This window comes from Neisseria sp. HMSC31F04 (assembly GCF_001807735.1).
Classification (GTDB): Bacteria; Pseudomonadota; Gammaproteobacteria; order Burkholderiales; family Neisseriaceae; genus Neisseria; species Neisseria elongata.
The window spans coordinates 1-981 of the sequence record NZ_KV790758.1; the positions used below are offsets into that span (position 1 = coordinate 1).

The following is a 981-nucleotide window of genomic DNA, read 5'->3' on the forward strand; positions in this document are numbered from 1 at the left end:
GCGGCGACATCAATATCCGCAGCCGCGAGGGCGACATTACCGTCCAAGGCAGCAACATTACTGCGGGCGACACCATCCGCCTCGATTCCGCACGCGACATCCGGCTGCTCTCCGCCCAAGACAGCCAACATCAGGACGGCAAAAACCGCAATGCCGGCGTACAAGTCGGCGTCGGGGTTTCCGTTGGTGCCCAAACCGGCGTCTATATCTATGCCGAAGCCGCCTACGGCAAAGGCAAAAACCGTTCGGACAGCCAAACTCATCAAAACACCCTGCTGCAGTCCGACAAACTGCAGCTCAGCAGCAAGGGCAATACCGTGCTGAACGGTGCCCAAGCCCATGCAAAACGCATCGACGCTGAAGTCGGCGGCACACTGCACATCGAAAGCCCTCAGAACACTGTCGAACAGGAGAGCAAACAAAGCGGCGGCGGCATCCGCGCCCAAGTCGCGCTCGGTACCGCATGGAGCGTATCCGGCAACTACAACCAAAGCAAAGCCAGCGGCTACAGCCGCAGCGTCGGCAGCCAAAGCGGCCTCTTTGCCGGCGAAGGCGGCTACCACATCACCGCCGACAGCGTCCGGCTCAAAGGCGGCGCCATCGCTTCTGCCGCAGACAAAGACCACAACGAACTCACCGCCCGCAGTTTCAGCTTCGAAGACATCCGCAACGAAAGCAGCTACAGCGCCAGCAGCATGGGCATCGGTGCCGGTTATGGCGGCAGCCTGAAAGGAAGCGACGGCTTCAATCAAAGCGCCTTCGGCCGTGCGTCCCAAACCGCCGGCCAGAACATGAACAAAGGCCTTAACTACAGAAGAGCCCCACCCTGCCGCAGCATGAAAGCGGCGACAGCCAAGGCTATACCCGCTCGCTGCTCAGCGAAGGCAACATCACCATCGACGGCCGGCAGACCAGTGCCCGCTCTCTCGGCATCCATACCGATTCGACCACTGCCCATCACGGTGCCGACAGCGTTCCCGA

Annotated in this window: 1 protein-coding gene; it reads left to right on the forward strand. The window is 61.2% G+C overall.

Annotation, left to right across the window (positions count from 1 at the left end):
* On the forward strand, positions 1–981 hold a 981-nt coding region (locus HMPREF3107_RS00980), incomplete at both ends, for a hemagglutinin repeat-containing protein (RefSeq protein WP_246828552.1).